This is a genomic window from Duganella alba, from assembly GCF_009674495.1.
GTDB classification, from domain to species: Bacteria; Pseudomonadota; Gammaproteobacteria; order Burkholderiales; family Burkholderiaceae_D; genus Rugamonas; species Rugamonas alba.
The window spans coordinates 280831-299597 of the sequence record NZ_WKJN01000003.1 but is presented as its reverse complement, the minus strand read 5'-3'; the positions used below and the strand labels follow the sequence as shown (position 1 = coordinate 299597).

General features: G+C 63.3%; 17 protein-coding genes and 1 other RNA gene. 12 read left to right on the top strand and 6 right to left on the bottom strand.

The annotated features are described in order from the left end of the window. Nucleotides 1-125: 125 nt before the first annotated feature. The 4 genes from ftsX to GJ695_RS04620 form a co-directional block, all read right to left on the bottom strand. A complete protein-coding gene (gene ftsX / locus GJ695_RS04635; RefSeq protein ID WP_154362425.1) occupies nt 126-1046 on the bottom strand; it encodes a permease-like cell division protein FtsX in 921 nt (306 codons plus the stop codon). Further along, nucleotides 1043-1699 carry a cell division ATP-binding protein FtsE gene (ftsE, locus tag GJ695_RS04630; protein WP_154362424.1) on the bottom strand — a complete coding sequence of 219 codons (657 nt, stop codon included), beginning with the start codon at nt 1697-1699 and terminating at the stop codon, nt 1043-1045. Before ftsE ends, ftsX begins: the two co-directional genes overlap by 4 nt. Before the next feature lie 19 nt (nt 1700-1718). Continuing rightward, nucleotides 1719-2747 (bottom strand): signal recognition particle-docking protein FtsY, encoded by a 1029-nt coding sequence (ftsY, locus tag GJ695_RS04625; RefSeq protein ID WP_154362423.1) that lies wholly within the window; start codon nt 2745-2747, stop codon nt 1719-1721. Between the two features lie 127 nt (nt 2748-2874). Beyond that, entirely contained in the window at nt 2875-3819 is a 945-nt protein-coding gene (locus GJ695_RS04620; protein ID WP_154362422.1) for a MerR family transcriptional regulator, read from the bottom strand. Between the two features lie 253 nt (nt 3820-4072). Here GJ695_RS04620 and GJ695_RS04615 point away from each other — a divergent pair, with 253 nt between their 5' ends. The 8 genes from GJ695_RS04615 (at nt 4073) to GJ695_RS04580 (ending at nt 12265) form a co-directional block, all read left to right on the top strand. After that, a complete protein-coding gene (locus tag GJ695_RS04615) occupies nt 4073-5341 on the top strand; it encodes an NAD(P)/FAD-dependent oxidoreductase (RefSeq protein ID WP_154362421.1) in 1269 nt (422 codons plus the stop codon). Further along, nucleotides 5331-6098 (top strand): DUF1365 domain-containing protein, encoded by a 768-nt coding sequence (locus GJ695_RS04610; RefSeq protein ID WP_166455086.1) that lies wholly within the window; start codon nt 5331-5333, stop codon nt 6096-6098. Before GJ695_RS04615 ends, GJ695_RS04610 begins: the two co-directional genes overlap by 11 nt. Beyond that, nucleotides 6095-7309 carry an SAM-dependent methyltransferase gene (locus GJ695_RS04605; protein ID WP_154362419.1) on the top strand — a complete coding sequence of 405 codons (1215 nt, stop codon included), beginning with the start codon at nt 6095-6097 and terminating at the stop codon, nt 7307-7309. Before GJ695_RS04610 ends, GJ695_RS04605 begins: the two co-directional genes overlap by 4 nt. Nucleotides 7310-7313: 4 nt before the next feature. Next, nucleotides 7314-7835, top strand: a complete 522-nt coding sequence (locus tag GJ695_RS04600; RefSeq protein ID WP_154362418.1) for a chalcone isomerase family protein — start codon at nt 7314-7316, stop codon at nt 7833-7835. Then, nucleotides 7832-9079 (top strand): MFS transporter, encoded by a 1248-nt coding sequence (locus GJ695_RS04595; RefSeq protein ID WP_229260384.1) that lies wholly within the window; start codon nt 7832-7834, stop codon nt 9077-9079. Before GJ695_RS04600 ends, GJ695_RS04595 begins: the two co-directional genes overlap by 4 nt. Nucleotides 9080-9088: 9 nt before the next feature. Then, nucleotides 9089-9862 (top strand): SDR family NAD(P)-dependent oxidoreductase, encoded by a 774-nt coding sequence (locus GJ695_RS04590; RefSeq protein WP_154362464.1) that lies wholly within the window; start codon nt 9089-9091, stop codon nt 9860-9862. Between the two features lie 705 nt (nt 9863-10567). Next, nucleotides 10568-11659 (top strand): porin, encoded by a 1092-nt coding sequence (locus GJ695_RS04585; RefSeq protein WP_154362417.1) that lies wholly within the window; start codon nt 10568-10570, stop codon nt 11657-11659. A 69-nt stretch (nt 11660-11728) separates the two neighbouring features. Continuing rightward, nucleotides 11729-12265, top strand: coding sequence for a hypothetical protein (locus GJ695_RS04580; RefSeq protein WP_154362416.1), 537 nt, complete (start codon nt 11729-11731; stop codon nt 12263-12265). On the opposite strand, the gene GJ695_RS04575 is transcribed toward GJ695_RS04580, so the two are convergent. After that, on the bottom strand, nt 12260-13966 hold the full coding sequence (locus GJ695_RS04575; protein WP_154362415.1) for a thiamine pyrophosphate-binding protein: 1707 nt from the start codon (nt 13964-13966) through the stop codon (nt 12260-12262). The two genes, GJ695_RS04580 and GJ695_RS04575, sit on opposite strands and share 6 nt — an antisense overlap. 118 nt (nt 13967-14084) lie before the next feature. On the opposite strand from GJ695_RS04575, the gene rnpB reads away from it, so the two are divergent. Together rnpB and glpK are read left to right on the top strand one after the other, a co-directional pair. Beyond that, nucleotides 14085-14426: RNase P RNA component class A (gene rnpB / locus GJ695_RS04570), an RNA gene on the top strand. A gap of 27 nt (nt 14427-14453) precedes the next feature. Further along, nucleotides 14454-15944 (top strand): glycerol kinase GlpK, encoded by a 1491-nt coding sequence (gene glpK, locus GJ695_RS04565; protein ID WP_154362414.1) that lies wholly within the window; start codon nt 14454-14456, stop codon nt 15942-15944. On the opposite strand, the gene GJ695_RS04560 is transcribed toward glpK, so the two are convergent. Continuing rightward, the gene (locus tag GJ695_RS04560; RefSeq protein WP_154362413.1) at nt 15941-16723 is read right to left on the bottom strand and encodes an alpha/beta fold hydrolase; all 783 of its coding nucleotides are present in this window, start codon (nt 16721-16723) and stop codon (nt 15941-15943) included. The two genes, glpK and GJ695_RS04560, sit on opposite strands and share 4 nt — an antisense overlap. 109 nt (nt 16724-16832) lie before the next feature. On the opposite strand from GJ695_RS04560, the gene GJ695_RS04555 reads away from it, so the two are divergent. Further along, nucleotides 16833-17771, top strand: a complete 939-nt coding sequence (locus GJ695_RS04555) for a LysR family transcriptional regulator (RefSeq protein ID WP_154362412.1) — start codon at nt 16833-16835, stop codon at nt 17769-17771. 556 nt (nt 17772-18327) lie between these two features. Further along, nucleotides 18328-18756 (top strand): division/cell wall cluster transcriptional repressor MraZ, encoded by a 429-nt coding sequence (mraZ, locus tag GJ695_RS04550; RefSeq protein WP_166455085.1) that lies wholly within the window; start codon nt 18328-18330, stop codon nt 18754-18756. Nucleotides 18757-18767 lie beyond the last annotated feature (11 nt).

Sequence of the window (18767 nt, the reverse complement as noted above, 5' to 3'; positions counted from 1 at the left end):
ACTATCGGGACTTCCGTTGTATTAAGAATGCGCGATGGATCTTAGGGAGGGCTTAACAATGAAAGCATGCTAGGCCGAAGGGAGGGCCGGTTCCGTGCGCGGACGCACGGAACGGTCAGGCAGGCTTAGTTGAGACGGGCGGTGTGGCGGGTGACGGACAGGCGGGCGGCGATCAGGCCGAGGCCGGCGGACAGGGCCAGCAAGGCGGCCATGGCGGCCGGCGGCAACGGCGCCAGCTGGAATTCCGAGGCGTACAGTCGTGCGAATTCGGCAATCGCGGTGTTCAGCGGCTGCAGCGCCAGGGTCACCGAACCGAGCGCCAGCGCGCCGGCGCACAGGCCCAGCAGCGCGCCGGTGTAATAGAAGGGGCGGTGGATGAAGCTGTCGGTCGCGCCGATCAGCTTGGACACCAGGATTTCCTCGCGCTGGGTCATCACCTGCAGGCGGATGGTGTTGAAGATCACCGCCACCACCACCGTGCCCAGGGTGGCCGCCAGCAGCAGCAGCGCCAGCCGCAGGATATTGATCAGCGCGGCCAGGCGCTTGACCCAGGCCGAATCGACCTGCACCGTGTCGACGCCCGGCAGGGCGCGGATCTGCTCGGCCAACTGGTCGACGTCGCCACCGGCCTGGGCGTTGCGGAAGGCGTCCAGCTTCAGCACGTAGCTGTCCGGCAGCGGATTGTCGCCCAGGGTGGCCAGCACGTCGGCCAGGCCGTTCTTGTCCTTCAGGTTTTCCAGCGCCTTTTCACGCGGCGTGAAGACGATCCTGGCCTGCTTGTCGCGCACGGTCTGGCGCAGCTGCACGGCCAGCGCCTCGGCCTGGTCGCGCGGCGTGTCCTGCTTCAGGAAGATGCTGATTTCCGGATCGACCGACAGCGACTCCGACATCGGCCGCACATTGTCGAGCAGCGTCACGCCCATGAAGGGCAGGGCCAGCGCGATGGCCACCACCAATATATTGAACAGGAAACCGCCCGGCGAGCGGCGCAGGTGCACCAGCGCGGCGGACAGGGCGTAGCGGTGTTGGCGGAACCAGTACGTCATGCCGGCACCTCCACCTGGCCCTGGTTGAGATGGATGACGCGCGCGGCGGCGTCCAGCATCACTTCGTCATGGCTGGAAATCAGGCAGGTGACGCCGACCGAGTTGAAGGCCTTCAGCGCTTCCAGCACCTTGTTGGCGCTGGCGCGGTCCAGGTTGGCGGTCGGTTCGTCGGCCAGGATCACCTGCGGACGGTTGACGATGGCGCGCGCGATCGACACGCGCTGCTGCTCGCCGCCGGACAGGGCCAGCGGCTGGGCGTTGGCGCGGTCGCCCAGGCCCACCTTGTCGAGCGCGGCGCGGGCGCGCTGCTCGGCCTGCGTCTTCGAGGCGCCGGTCACCAGCAGCGGCAGCATGACGTTGGCCAGCACGGTGCGGTCGGTCAGCAGCCGCTGTTGCTGGAAGATCAGGCCCAGGTTGCGGCGCAGGAAGGGCACGGCGGACGATTTGATGCGGGCGATGTCCTGGCCGTTGACGATCACCTGCCCGGAACTCGGGCGTTCCATGGCGGCGATCATTTTCATCAGGGTGGATTTGCCGGCGCCGGATGGGCCCGCCAGAAAGACCAGTTCGCCCTTTTCAACCGTCAGCGAGATGTCGCGCAGCGCCATCACATCGGAAGAGTATTGTTTCGAGACGTTCCGGAATTCGATCATAGAGGTCTGGTGATGTTGGTTAGCCAAGCAATGCTTCGACAAATTCGGCAGCCACGAAGGGCTGCAGGTCTTCAATCTTCTCGCCCACGCCGATGAAGTACACCGGCACCGGCCGCACGCGCGCGATGGCCGCCAGCACGCCGCCCTTGGCGGTGCCGTCCAGCTTGGTGATCACCAGGCCGGTCAGCTTGAGGGCGTCGTCGAAGGCTTTCACTTGCGCCAGCGCATTTTGCCCGGTATTGCCATCGATCACCAGGAGAGTTTCGTGCGGTGCGCCGTCCATGCCCTTGCCGAGCACGCGCTGGACTTTTTTCAGCTCTTCCATCAGGTGCAGCTGGGTTGGCAGGCGGCCGGCGGTGTCGATCATGACCACGTCCATGCCCTTGGCCTTGCCGGACTGTACGGCGTCGAACGACACGGCGGCCGGATCGCCCGAGGCTTGCGAGATCACGGTGATGTTGTTGCGCTGGCCCCAGACCATCAGCTGCTCGCGGGCGGCGGCGCGGAAGGTGTCGCCGGCGGCCAGCAGCACCGACTGGCCGTGGGTCTGCATGTGCTTGGCCAGCTTGCCGATGGTGGTGGTCTTGCCGGCGCCGTTGACGCCGGAGATCATCATCACGGTGGGCGTGTGGCGGCCCAGTTCGAACGGATGCTCCAGCGGCGTCAGCAGCTCGATCAGCAGCTGTTTCAGCGCGGCCTTGACGGCGGCGGCGTCAAGCAGCTTGTCTTCCTTGACCTTGCGCTTGAGGGCGTCGAGCAGGTAGGTGGTGGCGTCGACGCCGGCGTCGGCCATCAGCAGCGCGGCTTCCAGCTCGTCGTACAGGTCGTCGTCGATCTTGGCGCCGACGAACAGCACGGACAGGTTATTGGAGGTTTTCGACAGGCCGGCCTTCAGGCGCGCCATCCACGATTGTTTTTTCTCCGCCGGTTCTTCGATCGGCAGCAGGTCGGGGAGGTCGGGCGCGGGGGCGGCTATGGGAGCAGGGGCGACGACAGGCGCCGCAGGCGCTTCGGGAGCGACAGGTTTTTTCTTGAAGAAGCTGAACATGGATATTGAGTAGGGGTGCTGGCCAGCACAAAGTTTGCCCATTCTACCAGAGCGTCAACCCGCACTACCATAGAGGGTCCGACCCCGTACGGGGTCAGACCCCGCGGCGGACCGTCGTGCGGGGTACTTAGCCAGCCGGCAGACCCGCGTGACGCGTCCGCCACTCGCCGATCGCTTTGGCCAGATCCGCCAGCTCGAACACCCGCACATACGCCGGCTTGCGCCGTTTGAGCGCCGCATTATTACCGCCCGCCCACAGGTCGGCACAGCCGGCCAGCCGCGTATGCAGCTCCGCCAGACCATCCAGCACCTGGCGCGGATTCATCGCCACCGAGAACGACAGCGCAATGATATCCACCCGCTGCACGCGCGCCGCTTCCACGATATCCAGCAGCGGCGTCTGCACGCCCAGCGAAATGCAGTGCGCGCCTTCGGCCACGCACATGGCCTCGGCCATCAGCAGGCCCAGGCCGTGACGCTCCTGCGGCAGCGTGGTCAGCAGGATGCGCGGCGCGCCGACATTGTTGGCGTTGGCCTGCGGCATGGCGAAGATGGCGCTGCGCATCACCACCGTCAGCGACTCTGTATACAAGTGTTCTTCAAAGGTGGCCAGCTGGCCGCTGGCCCAGGCTTCGCCGATCAGCGCGGTCAACGGCGCCACCAGCTCGATCACGAAACTCTTCAAGCCCATCATCAGCAACGCCTGTGACAGCTTGCGGCGCATGGCTTCCATCTGATGGCTTTTGCACAAGTCGAGATAGGTTTGCAGCTCGGGCGCCGGCGCCACCGGACCGTTGCCGGCGGCGGCCTTGCCGGTCAGTGCCTGCAATTCGGCGGTGCTGAACTGGATCACCTTGCCGGGGCGGAAGCCGAGGTCGATCAAACGTTTCACCAGGCGCAACTTCTGCACCTGCTCGATCGGATACACGCGCTCGCCATTGGGATCGCGCAGCGGTTGCGGAAAGTCGTAACGGCGCTCCCACACGCGCAGGGTTTCCTTGGCCACGCCGGTGTCGCGTTCGACGTCGCTGATCGTGCTCGGAACTGGTTGTGAGGAAACTGTATTAGTCATCAGGCAATAAGCGGCTGCGGGTTTGGGGCAGTCACGAGGGTTGGGCACAGGGTCCGGGTGCACAGGTAGCGCCCGTCATTTTACAGCCGATTTTGACGCGAAAGTAATGCATCCAAAACAGCGTTTGATGCGTATAAGTTATGGCGAAACTGCTTGTCCACGACACACAGTTGACATCTAGAACTATTTAACTGAATATCGTTTTTGCTCTGCATTTGTCCAGGACAAAAATATTTTGTTTAGGTGAAAAATAATGAAGATAGCTGTTGTAGGCAGCGGAATTTCCGGTCTTTCCTGCGCATATCGCTTGATTCGAGCGGGCAATGACGTTCATCTGTACGAGGCGGGCAGCCATTTCGGCGGCCACAGCCATACCGTCGATGTGACGTTGGAGGGCGTCACCCATGGCGTCGACACCGGCTTTCTGGTGTTCAACCACCGCACGTATCCGCTGCTGACGGCGCTGTTTGACGAGCTTGGCGTCAGCACGGCGCCCAGCGAGATGGGCTTCTCCGTCAAAATGCCGACCGACGGGCGCATGCTGGAGTGGGCGGGCGGCGATCTGGACCAGGTGTTCTGCCAACGCGGCAATCTGCTGCGGCCCGCTTTCCTGCGCATGCTGCGCGATATCCTGCGTTTCAACCGCGCCGCCACCGCCCTGGTCCACCACGGCGCACCACAGATGAGCCTGGGATCTTACCTCGATGCGGAAGGATACAGCACCCAATTCCGCCAGTGGTATTTATTACCGATGGCGGCGTGCATCTGGTCTTGTCCGGCACAGCAGATGCTGGAATTCCCGCTATCCAGCTTTGTACAGTTTTGTCATAACCACGGTTTGCTGCAAGTAAACCAGCGCCCGCAGTGGCACACGGTGCGCGGCGGTTCGCGCGAATATGTGCGGCACCTGCTGGCGGCCTTGCCTCGGCGGCATTTGAACACGCCGGTGCAGTCGGTGGCGCGCGATGCGCTGGGGCTGACATTGACCACCGCGCACGGCGGCGCGCGCTACGACCAGGTGGTGCTGGCCTGCCACAGCGACCAGTCGCTGGCGCTGCTGCGCGACGCCACCGACGACGAACGCGATGTGCTGTCGGCGGTGCGCTATCAGCCCAATCGCGCGCTGCTGCATACCGACACCAGTTGCCTGCCGGCGCAGCGCAAGGCGTGGTCGGCGTGGAATTACCAGGGCAGCGGCGGCGCCGACCAGCGCGTGTGCGTGCACTACCTGATCAACAAGCTGCAACCGCTGCCGTTCGAGCAGCCGCTGATCGTGTCGCTCAATCCCATCGACGAGCCGCGCGCGGAGTGCGTGCTGCAGGAGTTCTCGTATGCGCATCCGGTGTTCGACGAAGCGGCGGTGGCGGCGCAGCGCCGCCTGCATACGCTGCAGGGACGCGGCGGCATCTGGTTTGCCGGCGCATGGACCGGTTACGGCTTCCATGAAGACGGCCTGAAATCCGGTCTGGCGGTGGCTGCCGCCATCGTCTCGCGCGCCGCGCAGGTGGCCCGTGCAGCCTGACGCCAAGCCGCAGCTGTGTTTCGGCCAGGTGCGGCATCTGCGCCTGCGGCCGGTGCGGCATGGCTTCCGCTACCGGACCTATTTCGTGCGGCTGCCGTTGCGGACGCTGGGCGAGCGCGATTTCGGCAGCCGCCTGTTTGCGCGCAATCGCCGCAACCTGCTGTCCTTTTACGACAGCGACTATGGCGACGGCCGTCAGCCTTTGCTGCAATGGATAGACGGCCTGCTGGCAGCCGAGGGCGTGCACGACGCCGATGGCGAAGTATGGCTGCAAACCATGCCGCGCGTGCTGGGCTATGCCTTCAATCCGGTGTCGTTCTGGTTCTGCCACCGCGCGGACGGCACGCTGCGCGTCATCGTCGCCGATGTGCACAACACCTTCGGCGAGCGCCATTGCTACCTGCTGGAGACCGGCGGCGCGATCAGCGCGGCCGATGAACTCACGGCGCGCAAGATTTTCCACGTATCGCCGTTCTGCGAAGTGCAGGGCGGCTACCGCTTCCGCTTTTATTGCGGCAGCCAGCGCAGCATGGCGCGCATCGATTACGACGACGATCTGGGGCCACTGCTGGAAACCAGCCTGTCCGGCCGTGCTGTTGTGCTCGACGACCGCAGCGTGGCGCGCGCTTTCTTCGCTTATCCGCTGATGACTTTCGGCGTGATGTTCCGCATTCACTGGCAGGCGCTCAAGCTCTGGCTGCGCCGCGTGCCGTTCTTCCGCAAACCTGAACCGCCACAACAGAAGGTGTCCCGATGAATACCAATTCCCTGCGCGCGCCCGCGTCGCTGCCCGTCAACGACAAGCTGCCGACGGCCGCGCGCCTGATCGTCAAGGCGCTGCGCAACCTGAAACACGGCGCCTTGCTGCTGCGGCGGCCGGACGGCTCGCATCAATTGTTCGGCGACGGTTCTTTTCCGGTCGTGCTGGAGCTGGCCATCTGGAAGCCGTGCAGTGCGGCCCTGCGCAGCGGCGATATCGGCTTTGCCGAGTCCTTCATCGCCGGCGAGTGGAAGACCGATAACCTGCCAGGCCTGCTGGCGCTGTTGATACGCAATCGCGGCGAGATGGAAGCGCTGGTTTATGGCAGCTGGTGGGGCAGCCTGCTGTATCGGCTGAAGCATCTGCTGAACCGCAATTCGCGCGCGGGCAGCCGCAAGAATATCCACGCGCACTACGACATCGGCAACGCTTTCTACCAGCTGTGGCTCGACCCGACGATGACCTATTCCAGCGCCATCTTCAGCGGCGGCGATGACCTGGCGGCGGGGCAGATGGCCAAGTACCGCCGCATCGTCGGCCAGTTGCAATTGCAGCCGGGGGCACGCGTGCTGGAAATCGGCTGCGGCTGGGGCGGTTTTGCGGAGACTGCGGCGCGCGAAGCGCAAGCGCATGTGACCGGACTGACCTTGTCGACCGAGCAGCTTGACTACGCGCGCCAGCGCTTGACCGACGCTGGCCTGGCGCAGCAAACGGATCTGCGCCTGTGCGACTACCGTGATTGCGCCGGCCAGTTCGACGCCATCGCATCCATCGAAATGTTCGAGGCGGTTGGCGAGCGTTACTGGCCGGACTATTTCGCCTGCGTCGCGCGCAACCTGAAGCAGAGCGGACGCGCGTGCATCCAGACCATCACGATTGATGAGGCTTTGTTTGCGCGCTACCGCCAGGGCACGGACTTTATCCAGCAGTACATCTTCCCCGGCGGGATGCTGCCGGCGCCGTCGGCGTTCCGCCGCATGGCGGAGCAGCACGGCCTGCGCGTGGTGGACGAATTCCGCTTCGGGATCGATTATGCAAACACCTTGCTGCAATGGCGCCGCAGCTTCCTGGCGCAAAGCGAAGCGGTGATGGCGCAGGGGTTCGACCAGCGCTTCATGCTGACGTGGGAGTTTTATCTGGCCTATTGCGAAGCCGCCTTCCGCGCCGGGAATACGGATGTGATGCAGTTCACGCTGGTCAAGGCCTAGCGCCATGCGCGCCTGGCTGATTGTCCTGCTGCTGGTGTGCGCGCCGCTGCACGCTGCAAGCTACATCGAGCAGGAGTTGGGGGCGGCGCGGTTGAGCGGACAAGGCGTCTACACCTGGTTTGGGCTGAAGATTTACGCGGCCGAATTGTGGGTGGGGCCGCAAGGCTATGCAGGGGATGCGGCGCCGCTGGTATTGGAGCTGCGCTATGCACGCGCACTCCATGGACGCAGGATCGCCGAAGCCAGCGCCGAACAGATGGAGAAGATAGGTGCCGGCAGCGAGACGCAGCGCGCAGCGTGGCTGGCGCAGATGAAGGCGATCTTCCCGGACGTGCAGGAAGGCTCGCGGCTGGGCGGCGCGCTGGTGCCGGGCCTGGGCATGCGCTTTTACCGCGACGGGCAGTTGCTGGCCACCGTGTCCGACATGGCGTTTGCACACGCCTTCTTCGGCATCTGGCTGGACCCGGTGACCAGCGCACCGAAGCTGCGCCAGGCTTTGTTGCGCGACGCGGCAGCCGTGCCATGACCGATACCGTTACTGCTCCGCTAAAGTGGGGAGGCATGCTGTCGTATGGCTTGTTCGGCATGCCGTTGGCGATGCTGGCGCTGCCGATCTATGTCTATGTGCCGCAGTTCTATGCGCAGCACAGCGGTCTGACGCTGGCGGTCATTGGCGCCGCGCTGCTGGCAGCGCGCACGGTGGCGGCGTTTCTTGATCCGCTGCTGGGCTGGTGGATCGCGCGCGCCGGCGCCGCCTATCCGCGCTTTGTGCTGTTGTCCTTGCCCTTGCTGTTGCTGGGCTACGGCGCCCTGTTCCATCCACCGGCGCAGGCCGGGACGCTGGCGTGGTTCCTTGCTTCGCTGATGCTGGTGTACCTGGGCTTCGGCCTGGCGACCATTGCGCACCAAAGCTGGGGCGCCGCGCTGACGCAGCGGCCCGGCGAACGCGCGCGGCTGGCTGCCGTGCGCGAAGGCTGCGGCCTGCTTGGCGTCATGACCGCCGCTGCGGTGCCGGCACTGGCCGGCTACAACGCCCTTAGTGTGATATTCGCCATGGTGCTGCTGGCCGGTGGGGCCTGCCTGCTGCTCAAGGCGCCGCGCCCGGCAACCGCTGTCGCGCAATCTGCTGCACCGCGCGGCTTGGCGGCGCTGCTTGCGCCGTTCCGGCAGCAGCGTTTCCGCTGGCTGTTTGCGGTGCTGCTGGTGAACGGCGTCGCCGCCTCGATTCCCGCCACGCTGTTCCTGTTCTTCGCGGAAGATCGGCTGCAGCTTGGCCCCAGGGCCGGCCTGTTCCTGCTGCTGTACTTCACCAGTGCCGCCATCTCGATGGCGGCGTGGCCGGCCATCGCCGCCCGCATCGGTGAAGCGCGCGCATGGATCGGTAGCATGCTGTTGACCGCTCTCGTGTTCATCTGGGCCTATGGGCTTGGTGCCGGCAACGCCTTGGCGTATGGCGTGATCTGCACCTTGTCCGGCCTTGCGCTGGGCGCCGATTTGGCATTGCCACCCGCGCTGCTGGCGGCCACCATCGCTCATGCCGGCGACAGCGGCCGGCGCGAGGCCGCGTACTTCGGCGTCTGGAACTGGGGCGTGCAAATGACGCTTGCACTTGCCGCCGGCGTCGCGCTGCCAGCGTTGGCGTGGCTGGGCTACCGTCCCGGCATGCAGCAGGGACTGGAGGCGCTGTCGTTCGCCTACGCCTTGCTGCCATGCTGTTTGAAACTACTGGCCGCCGTGCTGCTGTGGCGCGCGCCTTTGCATGAGGAATAAACCATGGGCATGAACGCAGCCATTCACGACTGGCACGGACAATATGTGTGGATCATCGGCGCTTCCAGCGGCATCGGCGCCGCGGTGGCGCGGCAGCTGCTGGAAAAAGGCGCCCGCGTGGCGATTTCGGCACGGCGCCAGGCGCTGCTGGATGAACTGGCAAGCACCGAGGCGCCGTCGGACATCTTCCCGCTGGCGCTGGACATCACCGATCACGCCAGCGTGCTGGATGCGCGCGACCGCATACTGCGGCGCTGGCCGCGCATCGACACGGTGCTGATCGTCGCCGGCGGCTACAGCGAAATGCGCGCCGACAGTTTCGACCTGGCCGCCGCCAATCAACTGATCGACCTGAATCTGCGCGGCGTCTTCAACTGCCTGGACGCCGTGCTGCCCATGCTGCTCGGGCAGGGGCGTGGCGGCATCGGCATTGTCGCGTCGGTGGCTGGTTACAGCGGCTTGCCGAAGGCGCTGGTGTACGGGCCGACCAAGGCCGCGCTGATCAATCTGTGCGAATCGCTGTATGGCGATTTGCATCCGAAGGGTATTTCGGTGTATCAGATCAATCCCGGCTTCGTCGACACGCCGCTCACCAAGGGCAATGACTTCCCGATGCCGTCGCTGATGACGGCGCCGCAAGCGGCCCGGCAACTCATCGCCGGCATGGAGCGCGGCGCATTTCATATCCATTTTCCAAGACGATTTACCAACCTGCTGCGGCTGGCGCGGTTGCTGCCTTACCGGGGCTATTTCTGGCTGATTGCCAAAGTCACGGGACTCTGAGCCCGGTAATGAATCTATTTCATGCACCAAATCAGTGCGGTGGTGCAAAAAAACGCACCGATTTGTCTCCTGAATACAACAGGTAGCAATTTCTTACAATTCGGTAACGTAATGCAACTCGTCTCTGTTTTGACAAAATTTACTACACAAATAAAGCTGTAATACTGGGAGCAAAGTTGGTTTGTTGCTGATTTTGCTTGAGAAATGGGCCGAACAAAGTCAGGGGGTGTTAGCTTATTACCATTTGGTAGAGAGGAGTGTGGGCGGTGTTCAGTATAAAATAGCGTCAGAAATAGCAATGTGGCTATTTTTACTTGGTCCGACGAAGAGGTGTTCATCACCGTGTTCATCGTGCGGGAAGCCTGGCCTGTTTCGCTTGATCGGCAGGAAATATTGCGATGCGGTAAAATGCCGCTGCTTTGAAAGACAGACAAGAATATTCGCTGTTCAGTATGAATGGTTTTACACTTGTTGAAGTTTCTTGGCATCAGTATAGTGCCGCCTCCGGCGCCCCACCGCGGGCGCTGCGATTAAAGCCGGCGTAGTTTCATCGGCCGCATTTAGTGAACGCATCCCACGTTACTGGGGTGCACAGTGGCAGCTGGGGAGTTTGCCCTCACGCACAAAACGGCACAAGCCGAGCAGCACCGAACACGCCGCACTACTGGCTTATTTTTACAGCAACACAACTGAAGGAAACATGTAATGAAAAAATCCCTTATCGCTATCGCCGTACTGGCAGCAACCAGCTCCGCAGCATTCGCTCAATCGAACGTGACCATCTACGGCATCCTGGATGCTGGCATCGTCTCCGAACGCGGTGGCGCAGCTGGCACCGTCAGCAAAGTCACCAGCGGCGCCGCATCGGCATCGCGTATCGGCTTCAAAGGCACCGAAGATCTGGGTGGCGGTCTGAGCGCAATCTTCAAACTGGAAACCGGCGCGAAAATCGACGACGGCACCCTGGACGCTACCAACACCATCTTCAATCGTGAAGCGTATGTTGGTCTGTCGTCGAAAACCGCTGGTACCCTGACCCTGGGTCGTCAGTACACTCCGTACTACGAAACCCTGCGCGACGTTGGCGATCCATTCGCAATGGGCTACGCTGGTACCGCTAAAAACCTGTTCCCAGTTGCGTCGTACATGACCCGTAACTCGAACGCTGTTGTGTACAAAACCCCGAACCTGAACGGCTTCACCGGCGCGGTATCGTACAGCCTGGGCGAAACCCCTGGCGATGCAACCGCACAGCGTCAAATCGGCGGCTCGCTGGCTTACAACAACGGTCCTCTGAACGTTGCAGTTGCTTACAACAGCAAAAACAACGACACCGCTACCGTGAAAACCACCGGCATGGGCCACAACGGTCTGATCGCTGCTAACTACGACTTCAAAGTAGTGAAAGTGTTCGGCGCCTACTCGAAAGACAAAGGCACCGGCAGCGCACCGATCAACGGCGCAGCCAGCGCAACCGCAACCACCAACGCGTTCGGTTACACCTTCGCTCAAACCGCTGACAGCGCTGACGCTCTGCTGGGTCTGACCGCACCAGTTGGCGACACCGCCGGCACCGTGATGGCTTCGTACATCCGCAAAAACGACAAAGAAGTTGCTAACCGTGATGCTGACCAATGGGCAATCGGCTACAGCTACGCTCTGTCGAAGCGCACCAGCACCTACGTTGCTTACGCAAAAATCAAAAACAAAAACGGCGCAGGCTACACCGTTGGTAACAACACCGAAGCCGGCACCGGTGACAAGGCCTTCAACTTGGGTCTGAAACACTCGTTCTAATCTGATTATTCAGGTTTAGATTCAACAACGGCTGCCTTGTGCAGCCGTTGTTCATTTCCGAAAGCGATAATGATGACACGACGTGCCCTGTTTGCCGGCGCCATCCTGCTGGCTTCCTGCGCAGTGCTGGCCGCGCCCAAGAGCGCCAAGAAACCCGGCGGCCTGCCGCGCTACGGCATGCAGGTGTTTTCCGATTTATGCATCCACGCCGACAGCGGCGAATTCGGCGGCCAGCGCATCACGCTGCAGCGCTTTGCCGAAGTGGATACGGTGTTATATGAATACACGGCCGGCGGCTTGAGCTGGCCGGTGGTGGCCAGCGACGTGAATATCGATCCGCGCGGCCAGCAGCTGTACTTCACGGTGCAGCCGCCCGACGAGGACGAGCGCACCATCAGCGGCAAGCTGGCCGACGGCGGCAGGACGCTGGTGCTCGATGGCGGCTACTGCGGCGACGAAGCGGTGCCGATGCGGCTGCCGCTGGTGACGGACTTCAGTCGCAAGGCCGGCGCCTGCCGCGCCTGCCCTGTGCCGAAACATAAAAAAGAAAAAGAAGAAGAGAAGCCGCTGCTCGACAGCGGCTCCACCACCACCGCCGGCTTATGACCTGGCGGCCTGCGCGGCTGCCGCAGTCTGGCGGATGGTGTCCAGCGTGGCGCCCGGCGTGATCAGGTTGCCGTCGTAGCGTAGCTCGATCAGCGCCGGCAGATTGCTGGCGCGCGTGTGCGCCAGGGCGCGTTCCAGCGCCGGCGCGAATTCCTCTGTCCTGGTGACCACTTCACCGCTGCCGCCATATGCCACCGACAGCGCGGCGAAATCCGGATTGTGCAGCGTGGTGCCGGACACGCGCCCCGGATACTCCCGTTCCTGGTGCATGCGGATGGTGCCGAACATCGCGTTGTTGAACACGATGATGATCACGCCAGCCTGGTACTGCACCGCCGTGGCCAGCTCCTGGCCATTCATCATGTACTCGCCGTCGCCGGCAAAGGTGATCACCGTGCGCGCTGGATCGATGATCTTGGCGGCCACGCCGGCCGGTACGCTGTAGCCCATCGCGCCGCTGGTGGGCGCCAGCTGCGTGCGCATGCCGCCATAGCTGTGGAAGCGGTGCGCCCACGTCGCGTAGTTGCCGGCGCCGTTGGTGATGATGGTGTCGTGCGGCGCCAGCTTGTCGATCTGCTGCACCACCTGCCACAGATCCAGCGGCGCCTTGCCGTCCTTGAAGATGGCCGGCTGCTGTTTCCACGCTGTGTATTCCGCGCGCGCCTCGGCCACGCTGGCCGCCCATGCCGACGAGTCGACCGGCGCCATCGCCGCCAGCATCGCCGCCACTTGCGGCATGCCGCTGTTGATCATCACTTCCGCCTGATAGACGCTGCCCAGTTCCTCGGCATCCGCATGCACGTGGATCAGGCGCTGCGCCGGCACCGGCGATTGCAGCAGGGCGTAGCCGCTGGTGGTCATCTCGCCCAGGCGCGGGCCGATGGCGAGGATCACGTCGGCTTCGCGCACGCGCGCCGCCAGTTTCGGATTGATGCCGATGCCGACGTCGCCGATGTACTGCGGGTGCTCGTTGTCGAGCAGGTCCTGGAAGCGGAAGGCGCAGCTGACCGGCAGCTGGTTGGCTTCGGCGAAGCGCTGCACGTCGGCGCAGGCCTGTTCGTTCCAGCCGCCGCCGCCCAGCAGGACCAGCGGCTTCTTCGCGCCTGCCAGCATGGCGCGCACGGTGTCGATCTGCGCGGCCGACGGCGAGGCCTGCACCGCCTGGTAGCCGCGCGTGTCGGCCACGCTGGCGCGGGTGGTCAGCATGTCCTCCGGCAGCGCCAGCACCACCGGGCCGGGACGGCCGCTGGTGGCGATCTGGAAGGCGCGCGCGATGTATTCCGGCATGCGGTCGGCGCGGTCGATCTGCGTCACCCACTTGGCCATCTGGCCGTACATGCGGCGGTAGTCGATTTCCTGGAACGCTTCGCGGTCGATGAAGTCGCTGCCGACCTGGCCGATGAACAGTATCATCGGCGTCGAATCCTGGAACGCGGTGTGCACGCCGATCGAGGCGTTGGTGGCGCCCGGTCCGCGCGTGACGAAGCAGATGCCCGGCTTGCCGGTCATCTTGCCGTAGGCGTCCGCCATGAACGCGGCGCCGCCTTCCTGGCGGTTGATGATGAAGCGGATGTCGGAATCGTGCAGCGCGTCGAGCACGTCGAGGTAGCTTTCGCCGGGTACGCCGAAAGCGGTGTCCACGCCGTGGATCTTCAGGGCGTCGACCAGGATCTGGCCGCCGGTGCGGGATGGTTGCGTCATGTTGGTGAGCCTCGTCGGTGAATTGTCCAAGCATTCTACGGCGGCGCCGGCAGGGCGGCTTTTGGAATGGCGACACCAAATTTCAGATTTGCAGGGCCGGACTGGTACAATACCGCCTGAAGCAAGCCAGACAGCCGCTGGCCAGCGCGTAATGCCTGGCGGGAGGAAGGTCCGGACTCCATAGAGCGGGGTGACGGTTAACGGCCGTCCGCCGAAAGCCAAAGCGCAAGCCGAGGTATAAGGCGAGGAATAGGGCCACAGAGACGAGCGTATTAAGTTACGGTGAAACGCGGTAACCTCCACCTGGTGCAATTCCAAATAGGCACGCGATGATGCTGCTCGCGGAGCGTGCGGGTAGGAAGCTTGAGCGCTGGAGTAATCCAGCGCCTAGAGGAATGGCTGTCATAGCGCAGGTTCGCCTGCGCCGTAACAAAATCCGGCCTATCGGCTTGCTTCAACTAACAATCATTTTTTCGCTGCGGACGCGATGAAAAAATACATACTGGCCCTGGATCAGGGCACCACAAGTTCGCGCGCCATCCTGTTCGATCACCAGGGCCAGATCTGCGGCTGCGCGGCGCAGGAATTCCCTCAGCATTTCCCGCATCCCGGCTGGGTCGAGCACGACCCGCAGGATATCTGGCACAGCCAGCTGGCCGTGGCCCGCAAGGTGCTGGCCGACCACCACATCGACGCCCATCAGATCCTGGCCATCGGCATCGCCAACCAGCGCGAGACCACCGTGGTGTGGGACCGCAAGACCGGCGAGGCGATCGCGCCCGCCATCGTCTGGCAGGACCGCCGCACCGCCGACATCTGCGACGGCCTGCGCGCCGATGGCAAGGCCAAAAAAATCACCGATATCTCCGGGCTGGAACTGGACGCGTATTTTTCCGCCACCAAGTTGAAGTGGCTGCTCGACCATGTGCCCGGTGCGCGCGACAAGGCCGTGCGCGGCGAGCTGGCGTTCGGCACCGTCGACAGCTGGCTGGTGTACAAGCTGACCGGGCAGCATGTGACGGACGTCAGCAATGCGGCGCGCACCATGCTGTTCAATATCCACCTGATGCGTTGGGATGTCGACCTGCTGCACCTGTTCGATATTCCGGAAGCGGTGCTGCCGCAGATCGTCTCGTCCAGCGAAGAGGTGGGCGTGACGCATCACAGCCTGTTTGGCGCGGCGATACCGGTGGCCGGCATCGCCGGCGACCAGCAGGCGGCGACCTTCGGCCAGGCCTGTCACAAGCCGGGCATGGTGAAGAATACCTATGGCACCGGATGCTTCATGCTGATGCATCTGGGGCGGCATCCGGTGGCCTCGCATAACCGCCTGCTGACCACCGTGGGCTGGCGCGTCGATGGCGAAACGGATTATCTGCTGGAGGGCAGCGTGTTCATGGGGGGCGCCACGGTGCAGTGGCTGCGCGATGGCCTGGGCATCATCCAGTCTTCGGCTGAAGTCGAAGCGCTGGCGGCCAGCGTGCCGGACGGCGATGGCGTGTTCATGGTGCCGGCCTTTGTCGGCCTCGGTGCGCCGCACTGGGATTCGTATGCGCGTGGCGCCTTGTTTGGCCTGAGCCGGGGCAGCAACCGCGCCCACATCGCCCGCGCCGCGCTGGAGGCGATCGCCTACCAGAGCGCCGAATTGATGGCTGCGATGCAGAAGGACGCCGCGATGCCGCTGATCGAAGTGCGCGCCGACGGCGGCGCCGCCCGCAACGACCTGCTGATGCAATTCCAGGCCGACCTGCTGGGCGTGCCGGTGGTGCGTCCCAAGGTGACGGAAACGACGGCGCTCGGCGCCGCCTACCTGGCCGGCCTCGCGGTCGGCTTCTGGGAAACGCAGGAAGAAATCGCCGCCCAGTGGACCTGCGAACGCCGCTTCGAACCGGCGATGGCAAGTGACCGCCGCGCCGAACTGCTCGCCAGGTGGTCGCGCGCCGTCGAGCGCTCCAAGGCCTGGGAAAGCGCCGCCTAAGCCAGCGAGGCGACGAAGTCTGCGATCAATCCGGCCAGCTCCGGCGCGGATTCCAGCGGCGACAGGTGGCCGGTGCCCGGCAGTACGCGCAGCGTTGCTTGCGGAATGCGGGACAGCACTTCCGCCTGCAGCACCGCCACCGGATCGACCTTGTCCAGTTCCCCCGCGATGACGATGGTCGGCACGATGATCTTCGTCACGTCCTCGCTGATGTCCTTGCGGCTGGTGTAGCTGGGCCAGGCGACGCGCGCCTGCGGGGCGCCGCGCAGGCTGTCGGTGATGACCTGGTCGCGTTGCGCGGCGCTCAACGGCTTGGCGGTCAGCATGTGGTCGATGCTCATGCCGACCGACTCCGGCGAGTTATAGGCGCTTTCCATCGCGGCGCGCGCTTCCGGCGGCAGCGCCAGCGGCGTCGGCGGCGCGGTCGCCACCAGTACCAGTCCCTGCAAACCCTGCGGCCGGCGCGACGCCAGCAACTGCGCGATCTTGCCGCCCATCGAGTGGCCGACCAGCACGTACTGCTTCAGATCCAGCGCGGCGACCAGGTGCTCCACGTCGGCGGCGAAATCGGTCAGGGCGTAGGCATTGTTGGCCGGCGCATCCGAGTCGCCCCAGCCGCGCAAGTCCGGCGCCAGGCTGCGGTAGCCGGCGGGCAGGGCGTCGATCACCGCGCGCCAGGTGCGGGACGAGCCGCCCCAGTAATGCAGAAAGACCAGCGCCGGGCCGTTGCCGTCCTGCTGGCTGACGTGGAGACGGATGTTGTTCACGGTGATATGCATGGCGATACTCCTTATTGATTAGTGTCTCAATTGTAGATTCGCTCAAACCGCGTGATAATCCATTCATTATTATCATGAATCGATCATAAAACGATCGAATTGGATTGCCATGGACCGTTTCGCCTGTATTTCAGTGTTTGTCGCTGCCGTCGAGGAGGGCAGCCTGGTGGCCGCCGGCCGGAAGTTCAGCCTGTCGGCATCGATGGCGGGGAAGTACCTGGGCAGCCTGGAGGCCGAACTGGGTGTGCGCCTGATCCAGCGCAGCACGCGCAGCCTGAGCATCACCGACGCCGGACGCGCCTATTATTCACGTTGCAAACGCATCCTTGAGGAATTCGAGGAGGCCAACCAGGAGGCCAGCGAAAGCGCCGCGACCCTGCGCGGCCTGCTGCGCATCGCCGCCCCGGTCAGCTTCGGCGCCCTGCACATGGGCGACGTGGTGGCGCGCTTCCTTGGTGATCATCCGCAGGTGACGGCCGACGTCATCCTCGACGACCACTACGCCGACCTGCACACGGCCGGCATCGACGTCGCCATCCGCATCGGCCGGCTGGCGGACTCCGAACTGGTGGCGCGGCGGCTGGCGCCATGCCGCATGGTGTTCTGCGCCGCGCCTTCCTATATCAAGCAGCATGGCGCCCCGCGCACACCGGCCGACCTGCAGGCCGCGCCGCGCCTGGCCTTCCGTGGCGCCGTTACGGCCGGCGACTGGAACGTCACCGACGCCGCACAGCGCGTGCACACCATCGCCGGGCCGCTGCGCGCACAGGCCAACAATATGCAACTGCTGCTGTCGATGGCGGTGGCGGGGCTGGGCGTCGCCTACGGCCCCACCTTCGCCTTCGGCCCGGCGATCGCGCAGGGCAGGTTGGTGCAGCTCCTGCCGGATTGCGAGGTCGAAGAACTGACGGTGCAGGCGATTTATCCGAGCGCGCGCTACCTGCCGTCCAAGGTGCGCAGCTTTGTCGATTATGTCGCCCAAGCCTTCGCCGGCGATCCGCAATGGGACGATTTTCCGTCCCGTGCGGGCGCCGCGCGCGGCGTATAATGGCGGTTTACGGCGCATGTTGCACTGCAAAAGTTGTCTATACAAGTTTGCCTGTGCTCGTTGCCTTGAAGTAAAAGTTACCGAGTTTTTGTGAAGGTTCCCAATCCGCGTAAGGGCGCTTCTGCTGCGCCATGCTGGCTTTTCCCTCCTGCTTACCCATATTCCCTGTGAGTTGTTTATTTGATACTGCAATGTTGGCGGTTTGCAACTTTATGCATTTAGATCACTATTTTTATTCGCATAATTTTCGGCTAAAACACATGGGTACAGATGAGGTGAAACCTTCACAATCTTTCATAAGTACTTAATTTATTGAACTATTTTGTTTCTAGCTGGCTTCAAGGAATCGCGCTAAGTCCTTAATTTCATTACTAAAATCCCCGTTTCGATTGGCTGAAAGCGCTTGACCACTATTCTTGCATCCTCTAAAGTGGGCATCTGTGTGAAAAAGTGTCTTTTTGTGGGAAATTTTGCCTGACTTAGCGGACAGGGAAGATGAAAAACGAATGGTCATGGTTTCATGCTCCGCTAACCAACTGAGGTAAAAGGTAATCACGTGTTTCAAGGCGCGTCCGCAATCAATCTCGATGCCAAAGGCAGGATGTCCATCCCTGCCAAGCACCGTGACGCGCTGTCGATCCAGTGTGAAGGCCGCCTCACCCTGACGCGCCATCCCGACGGCTGCGTCATGCTGTTCCCCCGTCCTGTGTGGGAACAACACCGTCAACAGATCTCCGCCTGGCCCATGCAAGCGCGCGCCTGGCAACGCATTTTCCTCGGTTACGCCACCGACGTGGAAATGGACACCGCCGGCCGCATCCTCATTTCGCCCGAACTCCGCGCCGCCGTCGGCCTGGACAAAGAGGTGATGATGATGGGCATGGGTTCCCACTTCGAGATCTGGGACGCCGCCAAGATGGCGGAAAAAGAGCAGCAGGCCATGGATGCCGGCACCCCCGATGTACTCGCTAATTTCTCCTTCTAAGGCCCCGTCAT